The 14293-nt window shown below is 60.0% G+C and carries 13 protein-coding genes; 7 read left to right on the top strand and 6 right to left on the bottom strand.

All coding sequences use genetic code 11. The features are described 5' to 3' along the window. Position 1 precedes the first annotated feature (1 nt). Positions 2-1213 carry a hypothetical protein gene (locus MTP37_RS11580; RefSeq protein ID WP_249237421.1) on the top strand — a complete coding sequence of 404 codons (1212 nt, stop codon included), beginning with the start codon at positions 2-4 and terminating at the stop codon, positions 1211-1213. Positions 1214-1267: 54 nt separating this feature from the next. Here MTP37_RS11580 and MTP37_RS11575 read toward each other — a convergent pair whose 3' ends face one another. Then, positions 1268-2230, bottom strand: a complete 963-nt coding sequence (locus tag MTP37_RS11575) for a biotin--[acetyl-CoA-carboxylase] ligase (RefSeq protein WP_249237420.1) — start codon at positions 2228-2230, stop codon at positions 1268-1270. Positions 2231-2391: 161 nt separating this feature from the next. On the opposite strand from MTP37_RS11575, the gene MTP37_RS11570 reads away from it, so the two are divergent. The 4 genes from MTP37_RS11570 to MTP37_RS11555 are packed head-to-tail and all read left to right on the top strand — an operon-like array spanning position 2392 to position 5002. After that, the gene (locus MTP37_RS11570; RefSeq protein ID WP_249237419.1) at positions 2392-2931 is read left to right on the top strand and encodes an RNA polymerase sigma factor; all 540 of its coding nucleotides are present in this window, start codon (positions 2392-2394) and stop codon (positions 2929-2931) included. Then, positions 2918-3484 carry a hypothetical protein gene (locus MTP37_RS11565; protein ID WP_249237418.1) on the top strand — a complete coding sequence of 189 codons (567 nt, stop codon included), beginning with the start codon at positions 2918-2920 and terminating at the stop codon, positions 3482-3484. Before MTP37_RS11570 ends, MTP37_RS11565 begins: the two co-directional genes overlap by 14 nt. An 11-nt stretch (positions 3485-3495) precedes the next feature. Next, positions 3496-4176, top strand: a complete 681-nt coding sequence (locus MTP37_RS11560; RefSeq protein ID WP_249237417.1) for a hypothetical protein — start codon at positions 3496-3498, stop codon at positions 4174-4176. After that, a complete protein-coding gene (locus tag MTP37_RS11555; protein ID WP_249237416.1) occupies positions 4160-5002 on the top strand; it encodes a hypothetical protein in 843 nt (280 codons plus the stop codon). The genes MTP37_RS11560 and MTP37_RS11555 overlap by 17 nt, the downstream gene beginning before the upstream one ends. 362 nt (positions 5003-5364) lie before the next feature. Here the strand turns inward: MTP37_RS11555 and MTP37_RS11550 are convergent, their stop codons facing one another. Further along, complete coding sequence (locus MTP37_RS11550) at positions 5365-6234, bottom strand: phosphoribosylaminoimidazolesuccinocarboxamide synthase (RefSeq protein ID WP_044953963.1); 870 nt, start codon at positions 6232-6234, stop codon at positions 5365-5367. Between the two features lie 321 nt (positions 6235-6555). On the opposite strand from MTP37_RS11550, the gene MTP37_RS11545 reads away from it, so the two are divergent. Beyond that, positions 6556-7995, top strand: coding sequence for a 6-phospho-beta-glucosidase (locus MTP37_RS11545; RefSeq protein WP_249237415.1), 1440 nt, complete (start codon positions 6556-6558; stop codon positions 7993-7995). A gap of 35 nt (positions 7996-8030) precedes the next feature. Further along, positions 8031-9005, top strand: a complete 975-nt coding sequence (locus tag MTP37_RS11540) for a glycerophosphodiester phosphodiesterase (protein ID WP_249237414.1) — start codon at positions 8031-8033, stop codon at positions 9003-9005. Between the two features lie 107 nt (positions 9006-9112). Here the strand turns inward: MTP37_RS11540 and MTP37_RS11535 are convergent, their stop codons facing one another. From MTP37_RS11535 to MTP37_RS11520, 4 genes are all read right to left on the bottom strand, one after another. Then, positions 9113-10072, bottom strand: a complete 960-nt coding sequence (locus tag MTP37_RS11535; protein WP_249237413.1) for an AEC family transporter — start codon at positions 10070-10072, stop codon at positions 9113-9115. 3 nt (positions 10073-10075) lie between these two features. Then, on the bottom strand, positions 10076-11614 hold the full coding sequence (locus tag MTP37_RS11530) for an AAA family ATPase (RefSeq protein WP_249237412.1): 1539 nt from the start codon (positions 11612-11614) through the stop codon (positions 10076-10078). A gap of 20 nt (positions 11615-11634) precedes the next feature. Then, a complete protein-coding gene (locus tag MTP37_RS11525) occupies positions 11635-13086 on the bottom strand; it encodes a vWA domain-containing protein (RefSeq protein WP_316543872.1) in 1452 nt (483 codons plus the stop codon). Positions 13087-13178: 92 nt separating this feature from the next. Further along, on the bottom strand, positions 13179-14276 hold the full coding sequence (locus tag MTP37_RS11520) for a leucine-rich repeat protein (protein WP_249237410.1): 1098 nt from the start codon (positions 14274-14276) through the stop codon (positions 13179-13181). Positions 14277-14293: the final 17 nt, after the last annotated feature.

Below are 14293 nucleotides of genomic sequence, written 5' to 3'. Positions count from 1 at the left end.
CATGAATGAGTCGCAGCGCTCGACGGAGTACATCTTTCAGGGAACGATGTATTTCTTCCGTCGGGAGAAGATCCTGTGCCGGTACCAGTTTGCGCTGCAGGACGCGGTGGAACCCGCTCTTTTGCAGAGTGCACTGGATACGGCGCTTTCGGCCGCACCGTACTATCAGGTACAGCTGGTGCAGGAAAAGCGGAGCTTTTTTCTGGAGCCGAACCCGAACCCCTGCCTTGTGTATCAGGGCAGTGCACAGCGCGATATCCCGGAGGAAACGAACGGCTATCTTTTCAGCGTGAGCTGTGAGGGGGACACCGTCTATTTTGACTGGTATCACTTCCTCATGGACGGCCACGGGGTGTCGCCCTTCCTCACCCGCATTTTGGAACAGTACTGCAACCTGCGCTATGGCACGGCGTTTGCAAACACGCCCATCCTGTGCAGCCCGGCCTATGACATCGAGGCCATGATGGAAAAATACCCATCCCCCACAGCCACCGAGAACACGATGCAGAGGAATGTGGTGCAGACCTACGAGGGCAGGATGCGCCGCACCCGGGTGCGGCTGACCAAGCAGAGCCTTGTGGACCGGGCAGTGGAGAACGGCGTCAAGCCCTTCACAGCGCTGGCAGGTCTGCTGAGCCTTGCGCTGCGCAGCTATCTGGGCAAGGACGAGATCCAGTATTCCTACTCGGCAGATACCCGCAGGGAAGCGGGCGTGCCGGATGCCCTTTACAACTGCGTGTGCTCCTTTCAGAGCGGCGTGAAGCTGAACGATGATACCCGCCTTGCGGACATCGTGCCGGAGATGGATGCCGAGGTGCTCCGCACCCTGCAGCCGGAGTCAAAGCTGCGTCAGATGACCCAGCAGATGAGCTGGGTGTACAAGGTAGACCAGCAGAAAGCGCCCCTGCGCATCAAGCAGAGGGTGTTCCAGATGGGCGAGTACATCAGCGGTGTCTCGGCGGATTTCTGGCTCAGCTATCTGGGCAATCCGCTGCTGCCGGCCACGCCGGAGCTTCAGAAGTACACCAAAGACTTCAACGTCTGGGTTCCGCCGGATGGCGGCTCCATGGGCGTGGAAGCCTCCAGCCTGAACGGCATCATCACCCTGTGCATCGAGAACAAGGCCGAAATGCCCGGCCTTGCCGGGATGATCCGCACCGCCTTTGAAAAAGAGGACATCACGGTGCTGGAAGCCGTGAATCTGGATACATAAGTGCAGAACATAAAAAGCACTCTTTCCGGGCAGGAAAGGGTGCTTTTTTGCGTCTTATTCGGTCCGTGCAGGCCGTGTGGTCACCTCGCCGCAGCGCAGAGCCTCCTGTCGGCCGTTCTCCCGCTGGATGACCAGCCGCCCTTCCTCGTCGATGGCAAGGGCCTTTGCGGCGTAGGTCTCGGTCTCGGCACACACCGTCACCCAGTGGCCGGGCACAAAGCACCGGGCGCGGTACTCATCCAGACAGTCAAAGCCGGGACAGAGGGCCAGCAGCTCCCGGGCAATGGCCCCGGCCAGTGCGGCCCGGCTCACCGGGGCAGGCCCGCCGGGGTACAGGCTCCCGGCCCTGCGGGCCAGCTCCTCCGGCCAGTCGGCGGCGGTAGAGGTAAGGTTCAGCCCGATGCCCACCACCAGCCATTCCAGCTGTCCGCTCTCGAGGTCGGTCCCCGCTTCGGTCAGGATGCCGCAGACCTTTCTGCCCTGATAGTACAGGTCGTTGACCCACTTGATGGCAAGCTCCAGCCCGCAGAGCTTTTTCACGGCACGGCAGACCGCCACCGCTGCGCTGATGGTAGCGGTCTGGGCATTGGCGGCGGGCATTTCCGGGCGCAGCAGCACCGAGCAGTAAACGCCCTTGCCTGCCGGGCTTTCAAATCTCCGGCCCAGCCTGCCGCGTCCGGCGCTCTGGTGGGCGGTGAGTACCAGTGTGCCATGGGGTGCACCATCCAGCGCCAGCAGCTTTGCCGTGCGGTTGGAGCTTTCCAGCGTGTCATATAAATAGATGGGTGCAGGGTAGTCCCCGATGGCTTCGGCGCAGAACGGGTCACCGCCCGCCAGCCGGTAGCCCCGGCGGGGCGCAGCTTCCAGCGCGTACCCTTGGGCTGTGAGGGCCGCAGCGGCCTTGTGCACGGCAGCGCGGCTCACGCCGAGGGTCTCGGCCAGCTGCTGGCCGGAAACGTAGCTGCCCCCGGCAGAGGAAAGTGCCTGCAAAAGTGCCTGACGGGTACTGACAGCCATGGCCGAATGCCTCCTTTTGTGCTATACTACTTCTATTGTATCATAAAAATAAAATTTTTTGCAGGATTTTGAACGGCTGTTTCGTATGAATGTGCAGAAGGGCAGTGCAGAGGCTGCACTTCGTCGGACCGGGACGAAACCAAAAGGAGGTGGGTGGATCGTTGACGACCTTGGAATTCAGCGCGATGGTGCAAAAATACCAGTCGCTCGTGTATACGGTCTGCCACCAGCTGGTGCCGGATGCCGGCGATGCGCAGGACCTGACGCAGGAGACCTTTCTGGCGGCATGGCGGGCCATTGACCGCTGCCCGCCCGGGTTTGAAAAACAGTGGCTGGCGCGCATTGCTTCCAACAAGGCAAAAGACTATCTGCGCAGCGCATGGGTGCGCCGGGTGAACACCCCCGGCGATGAGGTGCTGGCACTGGAGGGCGCGCCGCCCGGCACCGAGCCGGAAAAGCAGGTGCTGGATGCTCTGGGCGAAGAAGAGCTCACCGCCATGATCCTGGACCTGCGGGAGCCCTACAGAACGCCCTGCCGTCTGGTGCTGCTGGAACAGCACACCATGGCCGAGGCGGCACAGCTGTGCAGCCGCCCGCCCAAGACGGTGGAGGCGCAGATCTACCGGGCCAAAAAGATGCTGGCACAGCAGATATTACAGCGTGAGCGCTGCGGAGAGGAGTGTGTACATGGAACTGTTTGACAAAAACGGCTGCCTGACCGACGAAGGCCTGCAGGCCCTGCAGGCAGGCGGGCTGGATGAGCTGGGGCGGCTGGAAACAGCCGAGCACCTTGCCTACTGCGATAAATGCATGGACCGTTACACGGCCCTGCTGACGGCAGATGCGCTTGAAACGCCGCCGCACTCCGCGCACAAGGCTGTGATGGCCGCCGTCTGGGTGCGGCTGATGCAGAACACATGGGGCCGCGCTGCAGTGGCCGGTGTGGCGGCAGTGCTGGCGTTCACCATGTGGCGCTCCGGTACCGTGGAGCAGCTGCTGGACTTCCGGCAGGAGCTGCGCAGCTGGACACAGGAAGCCAGCCAGAGCCAGACCGAAGAACCTGCGCAGCTGGGCCGACCGGTGGAGGATGGCCGTCGGCCTGCCGAGCCGAAAACACTGGGACGACCGGTGGAGGACGAAGAGCCGAAGCCGCAGGCGTCTTTTTCAAAGGCGGTCAATGATCTGCTGTTCGGGGCCCACAGCCCGGCGGCAGAGGACAACAGAGATCTGCCGCTTACCGATCAAACGAAATGAGGGAATCGATCATGATGAAAAACGGGATTTTGACCTTTATCTTTGCCTTCTGCCCGGGCGCAGGCCAGATGTATCAGGGCTATATGAAGCGCGGCCTTTCGCTGATCACGATGTTCTGCCTGTCCGTTGTAATTGGCGTATCTACGCTGGAAGTGCTGACCATCGGCTGTGTCATCGTGTGGATGTACAGCTTTTTTGACACCTTCAATCTCCGGGCGCAGATCGGCGCAGGCACCGCCCCGGAGGACGATTATCTGGTGCATATCAACTGGAAGGACCAGCGGATGCAGGAGTTCATGATGGACAGCCACAAGCTGCTGGGCTGGGGCCTGATCGTGCTGGGCGCACTGGTGGCCTACCAGAACATCCTTATGAACACGCTGGGGGATATCGTGTGGCGCTGGGGCCAGAGCAGCCCCTTCTTCCGCGCACTTTATCTGATGATGGATCAGCTGCCGGAGATCGTTGTGTGCGTGGCCCTGATCATCTGCGGTGCGTGGCTGGTGCGCGGCCCCAAGGGCAGAAAGCCGAAGCAGAAGGCCGCGGACGCCGATTTTACCGAGTATGCCGCACAGGAAACACCGGCCGGGCCGGAGAAAAAGGGCTTTGCAATGCCCAAGCTCTCGGCCCTGCTGGGCAAGCCTGTGACCCCGGAGGACGAGACGGAGGACGAGGATGGACGAGAAGAATGAGACCGGCTCTGCTGCCCCGGAAATGCCCGGGAAACAGCCGCCGCTGCGCCGGGTGGGCAGCTTTACGCTGGGTGCATGCCTGATCGCAGCGGGCATCTTCTTTCTGCTCACCTATTTTGTGCCGGGCTTTCCCACACAGCCGGTGCTCCGGATCGTCCCGGCAGCAGGCCTTGTGATGCTGGGCGGCGAGGTGCTCTTTTTTGCCGCCCGGCCGGGCCGCTGGAAATACGATTTCTGGTCGGTGCTGATCTGCCTTGTACTCATGGGCGGGTGCTTTGGCCTTTCGCTGCTGCCGGTGGTGTGGGAGGAGATCAGCCCCCAGCGCCGTCAGACCGAGCTCAGGCTGGGGCAGGAATATACAGCGGAAGCCTATGACCGGATCAAAACGGCCGCGCCGGAGGTCCGAGTGAAGGACATCCGCGGAAACGCCTATCTGTACAGCAGCAAGACGGAAACGCTCCGGGATCTGGACGCAGGAGGCAGTCATCTGAGCCTGACCGTGGTGCTGTTCGGCGATTATGACAGCGTGCAGGCATTTGCACAGGACTGCCGCAGAGTGACCGATGCCGTGCAGCAGTGCAGTGCACTGCCGGACGAGCTGCGGATCGCATGGGCGCCGGACAACGACCCGGGCCAGAGCCTTACCGCTGGTACGCTGCAGCGGGTGGAGCAGTACACGCTGGAGTTGGTGGGCATTGCGCAGCTGGACTGGACAGCTGACCAGATGGCAAAGCAGACCGAGGTGCAGTACCTGCTGGACGAAGAAAACGAAGAAACGGCAGAGCCCGAAGCTTTTTCCGAGGAAAGCGCGGAGCTGAGTGAGTAAAACAAAAAATGCTTCCGTGCGCCGCACGGAAGCGTTTTTTTGTTGAAATCAGCCGAAAACTATGTTATGCTATCTCTGCTGCTGAAAGGCGGCGGGGCACTGCAAACAACGGCAGGCGGTTCGGTCCTCACTTCCGAAAGGAGGTGAGTACATGCCAATTACTTTGACATTCCACTTGTTTGGATTGACATTCACCATTCGCGTGAAAAAGTAAGAACCGCCACCCGGCACGGTGACGGTTCTCAAAAACTGTAAACCTTGAACTGGGGCCAACCGCTTGTCGCAGTGCCCTTTCTATAGACATTATAGCGAATCCCGGCAGAGCTGTCAAGCATCTGCCGGGATTCGTTTTATCGTAAAATTTACAGCTTTTTGCCGGTGAGCAGCTCGTAGGCCTCCAGATACTTGGCAATGGTCTTGTCAATCACGTCCTGCGGCAGGTCGTAGTTGCTGTCGGGGTTGGCCTTGAGCCAGTCGCGAACGAACTGCTTATCGAAGGAAGGCTGGCTGTGGCCCGGCTCGTAGCCCTCCAGCGGCCAGAAGCGGGAGGAATCCGGGGTGAGCATCTCGTCGCCCAGCACTACGTTGCCGTTCTCATCCAGACCAAACTCAAACTTGGTGTCGGCAATGATGATGCCGCGGGAGAGCGCATACTCAGCACACTTCTTGTACAGGGCAATGGTGTAGTCGCGCAGCTTGGTGGCATACTCCTCGCCGTGGCCGGGGAACTGCTTTTCCAGCACCTCGATGCTCTTTTCGTAGGAGATGTTCTCGTCGTGGTCGCCGATCTCGGCCTTGGTGGAGGGAGTGTAGATAGGCTCGGGCAGCTTGTCGGATTCCTTCAGGCCCTCGGGCAGCTGGATGCCGCACACCTTGCCGGTCTTCTGGTAGCTGGCCCAGCCGCTGCCGGTGATGTAGCCGCGCACGATGCACTCGATGGGCAGCATGGTCAGCTTACGGCACATCATGCTGTTGCCGTCGAACTGGGGCTGCTGGAAGAACTCCGGCATATCCTTCACGTCCACGCTCAGCATGTGGTTGGGCAGCAGATCGCGGGTGTAATCGAACCAGAACTTGCTCATCTGGGTCAGAACAGTGCCCTTTTTGGTGACCTTGTTTTTCAGGATGACATCAAACGCGGAAATGCGGTCGGTAGCAACCATGATGAGGCTGTCACCGTTATCATAGATCTCACGGACCTTGCCTTCTTTAATGGGCTTGAACTCAGTCATAATCAAACACTCCATTTTCCAATGCCGAAAAAGCGGCGGTGTATCTTACCTGATTATTGTACCATGTCTGCGGACAGTTTGAAAGAAACAGAATGAAAGGAAAATGGGGCCGTTTTTGCATTTTTCTCGTGAAAAATGTACGAAAAATAAAAGTGAAATTCGGCGATTTGACGATAAAAGTCGTACTTTCACAACAATGAAGCGATTTTTTGTAAAATGCGGGCATAGACACAGAGCGGATTGTGCGGTATTTTATACTAGATAAAGCAGGGCTCCGGCCTGTCCGGTGCCGGAAAGATAGATAACAGGGAGGTTTTATGTATGGGCAGTTTCCCGAAAGATTTTCTGTGGGGCGGTGCCACCGCTGCCAATCAGTGCGAAGGCGCATGGCAGGCGGGCGGCAAGGGCCTTGCCACCGTGGATGTGACCCCGTTTGGCGCTGACCGCTTTCCGGTGGCGCTGGGCCGGCTGGAAATGCTGGAATGCGACGACAGGCACTATTACCCCAGCCACGAGGCCATTGACCTGTATCACCACTACAAAGAGGATATCGCCCTCTTTGCCGAGATGGGCTTCCGGTGTTTCCGGCTGTCCATCGCATGGACCCGCATCCTGCCAAACGGCGATGATGCCCAGCCGAGCGAAGAGGGCCTTGCCTTCTACGATGCCGTGTTCGATGAATGCCATAAATATGGGATCGAGCCGCTTGTTACCATCTGCCACTTTGATACGCCCATTGCCCTTATCAAAAAATACGGCGGCTGGAAGGACCGCCGCATGGTGGATGCCTATGTGCACTACTGTGGGGTGCTGTTCGACCGGTACAGGGGCAAGGTGAAATACTGGCTGACCTTCAACGAGATCAACATGCTGCTGCATCTGCCCTTCACCGGCGCAGGGCTGGTGTTCCATCCGGGCGAAAACGTAAAGCAGGTGCAGTATCAGGCGGCACATCATGAGCTGGTGGCCAGCGCAAAGGCCGTGAAGCTGGCCCACGAAAAGATGCCCGGTGCCATGGTGGGCTGTATGCTGGCAGCGGGCCAGTATTACCCGCGCACCTGTGCACCGGAGGATATCCGCGCCGCACAGGAAGCGGACCGCGACAACTACTTCTTTACCGATGTGCAGGCCCGTGGGGCCTACCCGGTGTGGGCCGGAAAACGGATGGAGCGGGCAGGCATCGTGCTGCAGACCGAGCCGGAGGACGAAAAGACCCTGCGGGAGGGCACGGTGGACTTTGTCTCGTTCAGCTACTATTCCAGCCGCTGCATCACCACGGACAAGGAAATCCTGTCAGAAGAAAAGGCCGACGGCAATGCGGTGCAGGAAGCTGTAAAGAACCCCTACCTCAAGGCCAGCGAGTGGGGCTGGGCCATCGACCCGGTGGGCCTGCGCGTGACGTTGAACACCATCTACGACCGGTATGAGAAGCCCATGTTCATTGTGGAGAACGGTCTGGGCGCGGTGGACACGGTGGAGCCGGATGGCTCCATCCACGACAGCTACCGGATCGATTATCTGCGGGCCCACATTGAACAGATGGAAAAGGCCATCAACGAGGATGGCCTGCCGCTGATGGGCTACACCACATGGGGGCCCATCGATCTGGTGAGCGCCTCTACCGGCGAAATGAAAAAGCGCTACGGCTTTATCTATGTGGATAAGGACAACGACGGCAGGGGCACTCTGGCCCGCAGCCGCAAGGACAGCTTTTACTGGTACAAAAAGGTCATTGCTTCAAACGGCTCTGACCTTGCATAAAATACAAAAACAAACGAGAGAGGAATCAGAAAAGAATGATGCCTGAGATCATTGCACACCGTGGTGCGTCCTACCTTGCACCGGAAAATACCCTTACAGCATTCCGCAAGGCGATGGAGATCGGCGCGGACGGCGTGGAGATGGACGTACAGCAGACCGGAGACAAAAAGCTGGTCATCCACCACGATTTTCTCATTGACTGGCACACCGATATGCGGGGCCAGATCTACGACATGACCATGGAGGAGTTGAAGGCGCTGGACTTTGGCAGCTGGAAGGATGTGAGCTACAAGGATGAGCGGATCGCCACCCTGCAGGAGGCGTTGGCACTGTGCAGGGAAATGGACGGCACTGTTGTCCAGCTGGAATTGAAGGCCACCATCGATAACGACCCGGACTTTGTGCCCCGGGTGATCGAAGAGATCCGTGCGGCGGATATCACCGATCGGCTGGTGATGATCTCGTTCAACCACGACCTGCTGCGGCAGGCAAAGCAGCTGATGCCGGAGCTGAAGGTGGGCGTGCTGGTCTACGGTGCCATGGAGACCATGGCTCTGCCCACCGCCATGTGGGAGATCCTTGGTTTGCAGAACAGTCTGGAAGAGGATGATTTTCCACAGCTGCCCATGTTCTCGGTGGAAAATGTGGACGATGAAAACTGCAGCTGGATGCTGCGCCAGATAGGCAGTCAGGTCAGTATGCTGCAGGTGGATTTTCCGAACGAGAGCCTGATAGAAGTGATCCAGCACCTGCTGGATCAGCGGGACCCGGTGAAGTATGTCCAGACGCTGGATTTCAAGCCGGACTGGGTGAGCTGCGAGTACCACACCGCCTATCAGCAGCCCGGCATGGTGCAGAAGCTGCATGATCTGGGCATCAAGACGGCATACTGGACGGTGGACGAGGAAAAGACGGTAAAAGACCTCTGGCCGCTGCAGCCGGATGCCATCGTGACCAACCGTCCCGACCGCGTGCGGGAATGGATCGCTGAACTGGAAATGACCGAATAAAAGGCAGAAGCTGCATCCGTTCGGTGCACCCTGCTTCCCCAATAGCTTCTGAAAAGCAAACAGCGGACAGCCTGCAGGCTGCCCGCTGTTTTGCTATGCAAAAGAGGTTATAAAATATACCCAAGGCTCCGCAGCACGAACAGCCAGAAGGTCAGGCTGAAGGCACTGAACAAGGTGGTGGTGACGCATACGCTGCCGGTAAGGACGCCTTCGTGCCCCATCTGTTTTGCCATGACGTAGCACGCCGGGGTGGTGATGCTGCCCAGCATCACCAGCAGTGCCACCAGCTTTTCGTCTGTAAAGCCAAGGTGCACCGCCAGCGGCAGGAACAGTGCGGGCAGGATCATCAATTTGACCACGGTGGCGATGGTGGTGGGCTTGAGATAGCCCAGCGCCTTGCGGCCCTTGAAGCCCGCACCGATGGCAAGCAGGGCCAGAGGGCTGGTCAGCCCGGCCACATTGGAGAGGGTCTTATCCAGCATGGCAGGCATGGAAATGTGCAGCATGCTCCATACAAAGCCTGCTGCAATGCCCAGCAGGATGGGGTTGGTCAGGACGCCTTTGGCGCTTTTTTTCAGCTTTGCAGACATGCTGCCGGTCTGGGCGGCGGCCGGACTTTCCAGCGTCAGGATGACCACGGCCATAATGTTGTAAAGCGGCACGCTGCCTAAGATCATCAGGCTGGACATGCTGGCGTCGCCGTAGATGCTCTGCAGAAAGGCCGAACCCAGAATGGCAGCAGAGGAGCGGTAGCACGCCTGTACGAACTCACCCACAAGGCCGGTGCCCTTTAAAAATACCTTTGCCAGCGCCCAGATCACAAGGATGCTCACCAGTGTGACCACAAAGCAGAACAGGACGTACCGGCCGTCAAAGGTGGTGCGGACGTCGTTTTTGCCAAGGTCGCGGAAGAGCTGCACCGGCAATGCAGCATAAAAAACGAATTTGTTGGCTCCTGCCACAAATGCGTCACTCAGAAAGCCGGTGCGGTGCAGCACATAGCCCAGCAGCATGATAAAGAACAGCGGCAGGGTGCTGTTCAGGCTGAACAGAAGATTTTCCAGCATGGCTCACACCCCGCCGTGGCGGCGCTGCTCTGCCGCCAGCTCCTGCTGCAGGGCAGCTTTGCGGTGGTCCAGCAGCAGATCCTTGTTGTACTGGAAGTAGCGCTCACAGCCGTTCTCGGTGAGGAAAGCGTGGGACGCAGGGTCCACGGTAAGCTCGGTGACGAACACCACCATCTCCTGACTTTCGGCAAAGGCCTGCTCCATAAAGTCAAAGGCAGCTTCCAGCGCGGCGCTGGCGGCCTGCTGGGCCTTTTCGCGTGCATCGGCCAGAGACTGGAACTGCCCGCGCAGCAGGTCGAAGGCTTCCTGTGTCCCGGCGGCGCTGGCGCGGCGCAGTTCGCCCTCCCACTGACGAAGTACGGCCAGGACCTGCAGACGGGTGGTCAGGCTGTCTTTGGAGAGCAGCCCCGCCGCGCGCTTTTGCTGGGTCTCGGCATCGTAATCCACGAGCTGCTGGTGGAACAGCTCCGCGGAGCCGTCCGGGATATCCTCCGGCAGGGTGGCAAGGGCTTTTTTGATCTCCCGCAGAAGGGCGTAGCAGCTGTCGGCCACAGCGTCCGCCTGCCGGGATGCGGTGAACCGGGTATTCAGACCGGACAGGATCAGATTGACCAGACTCAGCCGCTCGTCAAAGGGGGCCTGCAGCAGCCGTGCGAACACGGCGGGCTTCGTCTGCCCGGCAAGGATCTCCTCCACGCCGTAGTCGTCGCGGTACTTATAGTAGAGGTCGAGGTACGCCGAGAAATCCTCGGCGATCTTCGGGTGCTGGATGTATTCCCGGATCAGCTCCTCGTCTGCCTGCAGCCCCAGCGCTTCGTAGGTGTCCAGCAGATTGGACAGGTCCTCCCAGCCGCGGGCGGTGACGAACTGGGTGCCGTCCACGTCTGCGTTGATCTGGTAGAAGTTCTGGGGGTGCAGCTCCAGATAGCTCAGGATGGCGCTGTGGATGTGGGCCGCGCGGGCGTAGTCCTTCCACACCGGCAGATCCGGCTCAATGTCCATGCGGCGCACACGGTCCAGCGTCACGATGTCAAAATCCCGCACCGACTTGTTGTACTCCGGCGGGTTGCCTGCCGCCACAATGACCCAGCCTGCAGGCACAGCCTGATTGCCGAAGGTCTTGCACTGCAAAAACTGCAGCATGGTGGGGGCCAGCGTTTCGGACACGCAGTTGATCTCGTCGATGAACAGGATGCCCTCCGCAAGGCCGGTGGCCTCCATTTTGGCGTAGATGCTGGCGATGATCTCGCTCATGGTGTATTCGGTCACCGAGACGTCCTTTCCGCCGTAGTTGCGCTGGCGGATGAAGGGCAGGCCCACAGCGCTCTGGCGGGTGTGGTGAGTGATGGTGTAGGCCACCAGCGCCACCCCGCATTCCCGGGCCACCTGCTCCATCACCTGTGTCTTGCCAATGCCCGGAGGCCCCATCAGCAGGATGGGGCGCTGCCGGATGGCCGGGATGGCGTATTCGCCCAAGGCGTCCTTGGCAAGGTAGGCTTTTACGGTGTGTTCGATCTCTTCTTTGGCACGTTTGATGTTCATAACAGATGTTCCCCTCTTTATCAGGAGTTGTTCAGGTCACGGTACAGGTCGTCCTCTTCGGCCAGAGCGTCTGCAAGAGCACTGGCCGGGCGGGCTGCTGCACCGGTAAATTCTTCTTCGTCCAGAACCACCTTCATGGCCCACGGCGGCACATTGGCGTCATCGAACCGCTCCCCCAAAAACAGGAAAGCGGTGTCGTAGGCCGGGCGCCTGGCGGGGTAGGTGCCCATGCCGTCGGTGAAGTATAAGAGCCCCCGCAGATTTGCAAACTTCTTTTCGGCGCAGAGCTGGTTCACGTATTCAAAGGCCGGGCGGAAGTCCGTTCCGCCGCCGCCCCGCAGCTCAAAATGGTTCATGGCGTGGATCAGCTCGTCCTCGTTGTGGATGAGGATATCCTGCCGGATGGCGTTGTCCGCCTGAATGAGGTGCAGGTTCATGCGGTGGAAAAAGTTTTCCCGCCCTTTCAGCAGGGTGTAGGTCTCGGCAAGGAATGCCCGCACCAGCTCGCCGGAGGTGGAGTAGCTGGTGTCGATGACAAGGGCCAGCTCCTCGATCTTTTTGCTCTCCCGGCTTTCCAGCGGCTCGATGAGGGGCAGGTTGCCATACACCGAAAGGCCGTAGGTGTAGAAGTTCAGGTCGAACTCGTCCGGGTCCAGCTTGACTTCCTCCCGCAGCACGCAGAACCGGCGCAGGAAGTCTCTGTAGCTGCGGCGGCTGCGGTTGGCGGCCTTCACCTGCTGCTTCAGAGCATCGGCCCCGTCGCCCGCTTCCTTGTCCCGCAGGTCCAGTTCTGTCTGCATCCGCTCCCCGATCTTCTGCCACGTTTTCTGGGGCAGGGGAGTGGGCATCTGCTGGGGCTGGTCGGGAGCGTCCTTGGGCCACAGGCGGTGGTCGTCGGTCACGAACTCCCGCCCCAGCTGCCGCAGTACGCCGGGGGTCTGCCGGGTGAGCCATCGGTACACCGGCGCGGCTGCCACCACGGTTTCCTCTGCGGTGATCTGCTGGTAGGCGTTCTGCCGCACATAGGTCAGCGGCCGCTTGACGCTGGTGCGGTTCAGGCTGTCGATGACATTCTCCACCGCGATATCACAGGCAAGGCTCCACAGCTGCGGCTCCCGGCGGCCTTTCAGCCAGAGATGGCGGAATACACAGTGGAATATGGTGTGCAGATACAACCGGTTAAGATATTTTGGGTTGTCCTGATAGAGCCGTAGCAGGTGGCTGGGCTGATAAAACAGGGCCTGACCGTCCGTAGCCAGCACCCGGCAGCGCTCGTCCGGGGCAGGGGACAGGGCGCTGAGTGCCATATCCAGAAACCGGAAGTCCAGATACAGCCCGCTGCGCACCACCGCCAGCACCTCGCCGCCCATGCGCGCCTGCCATTCCTCGTGGGTCTCGGGCCGCTGGGACTGGAAGGGCTTGCGGGGGTCGAAAAATTTTTCTTTTTGGATGGTTTGGGGCAAAGGTGTCACCTCACTTAGAACCCTCTCAGCTTCGCTGCGCTCGGCAGCTCTCCCAAAGGGAGAGCTGGCACGGCGTAAGCCGTGACGGAGAGGGGGCTTCCTTAAAAATCAAAATCGTACCGCTGCTTTTTGGGCTGAGGGGCATATTTTTTGTGCTCTGCATCTGCCAGCAGGGCGGCGGCAGCGGCGTTCTCTGCCTTGGCGGCAAGGGCGGCGGCGGACGCAAAACCGGCTTTGTCCAGCACATCCAGCGCCAGCAGGGCGCGGATGCCGTCAAGGTCCTGCGCCTTTAAAAGGCGGGCCAGCACCCGGTCGGTGTTTGCTGCCAGAAACGCCCGGTAATGCCCGGCGGCGGCTTCGGTCAGCTGCCACGGATACCGCAGGCGGTCAAAGCAGAGCATTGCCATCACATTGGCATCGTCGGCATCGTGGCCCTGCGGGAAAATGCTGTCATATTCTGCAGGTAGGAATATATTATTGAGAAAACACTGCCGGTAATGGTATCCCTGCCCGGAAAAGGTGTGCAGCAGGATGTGGGCGGGGGTCTCCTCGATGTCCTCCCAGTAGGCGGGATACCACAGCGCCGCCAGCGGCGCGGCGGCACCGGCAGGCCGGAACTCCGCCCGCACGGCCTCGGTGATGTTGTTCACAAGGGCAAACAGACCGGTGGAGTCCCCGGGCGCGGCCTGCACCCGGATGGTCTCCAGCGCGAAGCAGTTCAAAAACACATCGCTACCTACGGTTAGGCTGCCGCTGCCCACCGTGAGCAGGCGCAGGCTGCGGCAGTTGTAAAAGGCGCAGCTGCCAATGACCTGCAAACTGTCCGGCAGGGCAATCTCTTCCAGAAAATTACCGCACACCGGGTGCAGCGTGTCCGCATCGGAAGCCGGGGCGTCAAAGTCGAAGTCATACCGACGGCAGGTGCCGCCCACCGCCTGCCCGAATGCCCGGGTCAGCCGCGCCGTGCCGTCCGGCTCCACCGTATAGCGGCAGGTCTTGTCTGCCGCAGGCAGGCTGCGGGGCTTTTCCGAGAAGCAGTAGCCGCCCAGCTCGGTGACGGCAAAACTGCCGCCCTCCGGCGCAGGCAGGACGGTAGGCAGCACCACGCAGGGTGCAGTGCCGTACACCCGCACCAGCCGGGCCGTGTCTGCCGAAAGGGGCAGGATGTCCAATATAAGGATGTTCTCCGGATATGCCATGTTCTGACCTCGTTTTC

It is taken from the genome of Faecalibacterium sp. HTF-F (assembly GCF_023347535.1).
In the GTDB taxonomy this organism is placed as follows: domain Bacteria; phylum Bacillota; class Clostridia; order Oscillospirales; family Ruminococcaceae; genus Faecalibacterium; species Faecalibacterium wellingii.
The sequence above is the reverse complement of the archived record's forward strand: the minus strand, read 5'-3'. Positions and strand labels throughout refer to the sequence as shown.

Bases quoted from the DNA above. Each gene is read 5' to 3' on its own strand.
- MTP37_RS11535 (WP_249237413.1), bottom strand. From the start codon at position 10,072: ATGCTGGAAAATCTTCTGTTCAGCCTGAACAGCACCCTGCCGCTGTTC.
- MTP37_RS11560 (WP_249237417.1), top strand. From the start codon at position 3,496: ATGATGAAAAACGGGATTTTGACCTTTATCTTTGCCTTCTGCCCGGGC.
- MTP37_RS11520 (WP_249237410.1), bottom strand. From the start codon at position 14,276: ATGGCATATCCGGAGAACATCCTTATATTGGACATCCTGCCCCTTTCG.
- MTP37_RS11540 (WP_249237414.1), top strand. From the start codon at position 8,031: ATGATGCCTGAGATCATTGCACACCGTGGTGCGTCCTACCTTGCACCG.
- MTP37_RS11550 (WP_044953963.1), bottom strand. From the start codon at position 6,234: ATGACTGAGTTCAAGCCCATTAAAGAAGGCAAGGTCCGTGAGATCTAT.
- MTP37_RS11565 (WP_249237418.1), top strand. From the start codon at position 2,918: ATGGAACTGTTTGACAAAAACGGCTGCCTGACCGACGAAGGCCTGCAG.
- MTP37_RS11575 (WP_249237420.1), bottom strand. From the start codon at position 2,230: ATGGCTGTCAGTACCCGTCAGGCACTTTTGCAGGCACTTTCCTCTGCC.
- MTP37_RS11545 (WP_249237415.1), top strand. From the start codon at position 6,556: ATGGGCAGTTTCCCGAAAGATTTTCTGTGGGGCGGTGCCACCGCTGCC.
- MTP37_RS11530 (WP_249237412.1), bottom strand. From the start codon at position 11,614: ATGAACATCAAACGTGCCAAAGAAGAGATCGAACACACCGTAAAAGCC.
- MTP37_RS11580 (WP_249237421.1), top strand. From the start codon at position 2: ATGAATGAGTCGCAGCGCTCGACGGAGTACATCTTTCAGGGAACGATG.
- MTP37_RS11555 (WP_249237416.1), top strand. From the start codon at position 4,160: ATGGACGAGAAGAATGAGACCGGCTCTGCTGCCCCGGAAATGCCCGGG.